Annotated in this window: 4 protein-coding genes; all 4 read left to right on the top strand. The window is 39.6% G+C overall.

The window, feature by feature from the left end; genetic code table 11:
* Positions 1–91 precede the first annotated feature (91 nt).
* The 4 genes from AACY61_RS07430 to AACY61_RS07415 all read left to right on the top strand — a co-directional run bounded on the left by AACY61_RS07430 (position 92) and on the right by AACY61_RS07415 (position 5,891).
* Positions 92–2,857 carry a 2-oxoglutarate dehydrogenase E1 component gene (locus AACY61_RS07430; RefSeq protein WP_339610946.1) on the top strand — a complete coding sequence of 922 codons (2,766 nt, stop codon included), beginning with the start codon at positions 92–94 and terminating at the stop codon, positions 2,855–2,857.
* A gap of 54 nt (positions 2,858–2,911) precedes the next feature.
* Positions 2,912–4,159 (top strand): 2-oxoglutarate dehydrogenase complex dihydrolipoyllysine-residue succinyltransferase, encoded by a 1,248-nt coding sequence (odhB, locus tag AACY61_RS07425; RefSeq protein ID WP_339610945.1) that lies wholly within the window; start codon positions 2,912–2,914, stop codon positions 4,157–4,159.
* A gap of 82 nt (positions 4,160–4,241) precedes the next feature.
* Entirely contained in the window at positions 4,242–5,159 is a 918-nt protein-coding gene (locus AACY61_RS07420) for an aminotransferase class IV (protein WP_339610944.1), read from the top strand.
* A complete protein-coding gene (locus tag AACY61_RS07415; RefSeq protein ID WP_339610943.1) occupies positions 5,160–5,891 on the top strand; it encodes a sulfotransferase family protein in 732 nt (243 codons plus the stop codon).
* Positions 5,892–5,994 lie beyond the last annotated feature (103 nt).

The raw sequence follows: 5,994 nt of genomic DNA, 5'->3' as shown, positions 1-5,994 counted from the left end.
TGAGGGTTTGATATGAAAAAGTTTTATTTGGTTTGGTCTATTTTACTGTTTTGTACCAATTTACTTAAAACGTTAAGTACGTACCCAGATTATGGATAAATTTTCCTTCTTAAACGCAGCACATTCACAACATTTTGCTGATCTCTACGACCAATATTTAGAAAACCCGGATGCTATAGAGCCTAGTTGGCGAGCTTTTTTTCAAGGATTTGATTTTGGTCAAAACGGTAGTTCATCAAATGGAGTAACTATTGAAAATCCGGATGCCTATTGTGAGCCACAGCTTCAAAATCTTGAAAAAGAATTTCGAGTTATTAATTTAATCGAAGGTTATCGTTCCCGCGGGCACTTATTCACTTTGACTAATCCTGTGAGAGAACGAAGAAAATATGCTCCCACACTAGATCTTGAAAATTTTGGTTTAACCGAAAAAGATTTGGATACAGTTTTCAACGCTGGTGAATTAATAGGAATTGGCTCTGCAAGTCTTCAGGAAATTATAAGTCATTTATCAAATATTTACTGTCAATCCATAGGTGTTGAATATTCACACATCAGAAAACCAGAAGAAATTCAATGGATTCAAAATTGGCTTCATATTAATGACAATCATCCGCAATTTTCAGAAACTGAAAAAAAACACATTCTTAAAAAACTTAATGAAGCAGTCTCTTTTGAAAATTTTTTACATACCAAGTATGTTGGTCAAAAAAGATTTTCTTTGGAAGGTGGCGAAAGCTTCATCCCAGCTGTAGATAAAATTATTGAGAAAGCAGCAGATCTTGGAGTAGAACATTTTGTTATGGGTATGGCCCACCGGGGCCGTTTGAATACTCTTGTAAATATTTTTGGAAAAAACGCACAAGATATTTTTAGTGAATTTGATGGAAAAGATTATGAACAAGAACTTTTTGACGGCGATGTAAAATACCACTTAGGCTGGACCTCAAACAGAGAAACTCAAAATGGAAAACAAATTAACATCAATATTGCACCAAACCCTTCTCACCTAGAAACTGTTGGTGCAGTAGTGCAAGGTATTGCACGTGCAAAACAAGACAAACACTACAAAGGTGACCTTCAAAAAGTATTACCAATTGTTGTGCACGGTGATGCAGCCATTGCAGGCCAGGGCATCGTATATGAAGTTGTACAAATGGCCCAACTCGACGGATACAAAACCGGTGGGACCATTCACATCGTAATCAATAACCAGGTAGGTTTTACAACAAACTATCTTGACGGAAGATCTTCAACCTATTGCACAGATATTGCAAAAGTCACTCTATCGCCTGTACTTCACGTCAATGCTGATGATGTAGAAGCCGTAGTTCACGCTTCAAATTTTGCGCTCGAATATCGAATGAAATATGGAAGAGACGTATTCATTGATTTATTAGGATATAGAAAATATGGTCATAATGAAGGAGACGAACCTCGTTTCAGACAACCAAAGCTCTATAAAGCAATTGCTAAACATAAAAATCCGCGCGACATTTATGCTGAAAAACTTCTAAAAGAAGGTGTCATCGACAAAAATCATGTTTCCAAAATAGAGGAAGATTATAAAAACCAGTTAGAGGAAAAACTAGAAATTTCAAGAAAGCAAGACAAAACCGTCGTCACACCATTTATGCAAGATGAATGGGAAGGTTTTAAGTCTGCAGACAATCAAGAAATGCGAAAAACCACTGACACTTCTTTTGATATCCAAAAGTTAGACACAATAGCCAAAATAATCACTCAGCTTCCTAAAGAAAAAAAGTTTTTGAGAAAAATTGAACGGCTTATTGAAGCGCGTGAAGCTATGTATTTTAAAGACAATAAACTTGACTGGGCTATGGGTGAACTTCTCGCTTATGGATCGCTGCTATCTGAGGGTTATGATGTTCGTATCAGTGGTCAAGATGTTGAGCGGGGTACTTTCTCACACAGACATGCCGTTATTAAAGTTGAAGACAGTGAAGAAGAAATTATACTTCACAACCAAATACAAGATCAACAAGGTGATTTTTACATTTACAACTCGCTACTTTCAGAATATGGAGTTGTAGGGTTTGATTATGGCTATGCCATGGGCAGTCCAAATACACTCACCATTTGGGAAGCACAATTTGGAGATTTCAGTAACGGAGCTCAAATTATGCTAGACCAATACATATCTGCTGCAGAAGACAAATGGAAACTTCAAAACGGACTGGTAATGCTACTCCCCCATGGGTATGAAGGTCAAGGTGCCGAACACAGTTCAGCAAGAATGGAACGTTACCTTCAACTCTGTGCTCGTGACAATATGTTTGTAGCTGATGTTACCACTCCGGCTAACCTTTTTCACTTGTTAAGGAGACAAATGAAAACAGATTACAGAAAACCATTGATAGTTTTTACTCCCAAGAGTTTATTGCGCCATCCCAAAGTAGTTTCTTCTAAAGAAGAGATGGCCAATGGAAGCTTCCAGGAAATGATAGATGACCCCACAGCAAATATCAAAAAAGTGAAATCGTTAGTATTCTGCACAGGAAAATTTTATTATGATTTGCTTGAGGTTAAAGAAGAAAATAAAAGAGACGATGTCGCATTGGTTAGACTAGAACAATTATTTCCTTTGCCGGTTGACAAGATGCGTGCTTTCATTAAAAAATATAAAAATGCAGATGATGTTGTTTGGGCTCAGGAAGAACCCAGAAACATGGGTGCTTACAGCTTTTTAATGATGCATTTTGAAGAAGCTAAAAACTTCAGGATTTGCAGCCGTAAGTTTTACAGCGCACCGGCTGCCGGAAGTGCAGTGCGTTCCAAACGTCGCCACCAACGTCTTATTGACAGCGTTTTTGATAAATCATTAACTTTGGAATAGTTAAAATTAATTAAAGATCAAATTGAAAATAGGTTACCTTTAAAACAATCACCCATGATATTAGAAATGAAAGTTCCCTCACCGGGAGAATCCATCACCGAAGTAGAAATTGCACAATGGTTGGTAGCTGATGGCGATTATGTAGAAAAAGACCAAGCCATCGCCGAAGTTGACAGCGACAAAGCAACTCTGGAACTTCCAGCAGAAGCCAGCGGGACCATCACACTTAAAGCGGAAGAAGGTGATGCAGTGGAAGTAGGAGCAATTGTATGCTTAATCGATACAAGTGCAGAAGCTCCTTCAGGCTCATCAAAAGAAAAAGAAAACAAAGCACCTGCTGAAGAGAAAAAAGCAGCTAAAGAAGAAAAATCAGCACCAAAAGAAAAAACCTCTTCCAAAGAAGATAAGAAAGAGGCCTCTTATGCCTCTGGCACTCCCTCACCCGCTGCTAAGAAAATTCTTGATGAAAAAGGAATTTCTCCCGATGAAGTAAGTGGATCAGGACGTGATGGTCGTATCACTAAAGAAGATGCTTCACAAGCCTCAAAACCGGCAATGGGAACTCCAGGTCCCGGAAAACGCGGTGAAGAACGCAAAAAACTTTCCATGCTGCGTCGCAAAGTAGCTGAACGTCTGGTAAGTGCTAAAAATGAAACTGCTATGTTGACCACTTTCAATGAGGTGGACATGACTGCTATTTTTGACTTGCGTGAAAAATATAAAGAAGAATTTAAAAGCAAGCATGGTGTGGGTCTTGGCTTTATGTCCTTTTTCACCCTTGCTGTTGTTAGAGCTCTGGAAATGTATCCGGATGTCAACTCAATGATAGACGGCGACTATAAAATTACTTACGATTATAAAGACATCAGCATTGCAGTTTCAGGACCTAAAGGATTGATGGTTCCTGTGATTAGAAATGCTGAAAACCTTTCTTTCAGAGGGGTTGAAAACGAAGTAAAACATTTGGCAATTCGTGCAAGAGAAGGTGAAATCACCGTTGACGAGATGACCGGAGGCACTTTCACCATTACCAATGGTGGAGTATTTGGCTCGATGCTTTCAACACCCATCATCAATCCACCTCAAAGTGCGATTCTGGGAATGCACAACATCGTAGAGCGACCCGTTGTAAAAAACGGAGAAATCGTAATTGCTCCAGTGATGTATGTAGCATTATCTTATGACCACCGCATTATCGATGGAAAAGAATCTGTTGGTTTCCTAGTGGCCATAAAAGAGGCTTTGGAAAGTCCTGAAGAATTATTAATGAATAAGAATGTAAAAAAAGCGTTGGAGCTTTAAAAAGAAATTTACAAATCATTCTAAAACCCGAAAAGTAATTCTTCTCGGGTTTTTTATTACATTTAAGTTTTAATTTTCAACCATGACCCACGGCACCCACAACGCTCTAGAAGATTCGCGTAATAAAGACATCAAAATTTTCATCAATGGCCAACTGCACCACCGCAACGAAGCAAAAATCTCCGTTTTTGACAGTGGTTATCTCGTGGGCGACGGAGTGTGGGAAGCCTTCAGAGTGCATCAAGGGAAAATGATATTTGTACACAAGCATCTTGACCGTTTGTGGCAATCGGCAAAGGTGGTGGGAATCTCACTTCCGTTTAGCCGGGAGGAGTTGTTGCAAAACATTCAAACCACGCTGGATGCAAACAGCATGAATGACCACATCCACGTTAGGGTCATGCTTACAAGAGGCATCAAAAAAACGCCCTCACAAGATCCGAGACTTACCATATCAGGTCCCAATATGGTCATTATTGCAGAACACAAAGCCGCCTCTACAGAGACAAAAACCAAAGGAGTCACGCTGTTTACTTCCACATTTCGCAGAGGTTCGCCTGATTATCTTGACCCACGACTCAACTGCCATAGTAAATTACATGAGGTGCAAGCTCTTATTCAAGCCCTGGAAGCCGGTGCCGATGAAGCCTTGATGCTCGACATCCACGGTTTTGTGTCCACCTGCAATGCCACTAACTTTTTTATGGTAAAAGACGGTGAGGTCTGGACCTCTACCGGTCAATACTGTATGAACGGCATTACCCGGGGAAATGTGATTACGCTCTGTGAACAAAACAATATCGTTTGCAAAGAGAAAAACTTTTCGCTATTTGATGTATATGGCGCTGATGAAGCCTTTGTCACAGGCACCTTTGGAGGTCTTACGCCCGTTACAAAAATAGATGGTAAAACCATTGGTGATGGAAAACGAAGACCACTTACCGAAAAGTTGAGTAGGCTCTATCAGGATTTGATTGAACACGAAATTAAATCCCATTAGATGGAAGCACCTGTCACCCGCATTTCGTTATGGTCAGGTCCGCGTAACATTTCTACAGCAATGATGTATTCTTTTGCGCAACGAACAGACACCAAAGTTTTTGACGAACCTCTGTATGGTTACTACTTAAGAAACAGTAAAGCCAAAGAATACCATCCCGGAGCTGAAGAAATCATAAACACCATGGAAACCGATGGCAGCAAAGTCGTGGATATGATGCTAACCAATAGGGATCAACCCTTGCTGTTTTTTAAAAACATGACCCACCACCTTCTGCCTGAGCTCGACCGCTCTTTTTTAAAACAATTGGTCAACGTCATTCTTACAAGAGACCCCCTTGAAATGCTACCCTCCTATGCTGAAGTTGTTGAAACCCACACACTCTATGATGTGGGTTATAAGTTACACCTTGATATAGTCGATCAATTACAAGCTGAAAATTTACCGGTAATTGTGTTGGATTCAAAGTCCGTTTTGCGCAATCCAAAGGAGCAATTACAAAAATTATGTGCCGCGATAAACATCCCGTTTGACCCTGATATGCTGAGCTGGACTCCCGGCGCAAGACCCGAGGATGGTTGCTGGGCCAAATACTGGTATGGCAACATCCATAAATCTTCAGGATTTAATGCTTACCAACCTAAGTCCACTCCTTTCCCAGAAAAACTGAAGCCTTTATTGGAGGAATGTTTGCCCTTTTATGAGAAGTTAAAATCATTTGCAATAGATTAAAAAATAATAGTACTTTTAACTATCATTTAATTCATTTTTTTATGAAAAAAAACATGGGTACTGCAGATAGGATTATTAGGATAATAATTGCTGCGATTATTGG

Origin of the sequence: uncultured Planktosalinus sp. (genome assembly GCF_963973675.1) — a bacterium.
Lineage (GTDB): Bacteria > Bacteroidota > Bacteroidia > Flavobacteriales > Flavobacteriaceae > Planktosalinus.
Note: the sequence above shows the minus strand (reverse complement) of the source record. Positions and strands in the feature narration are given on the sequence as shown.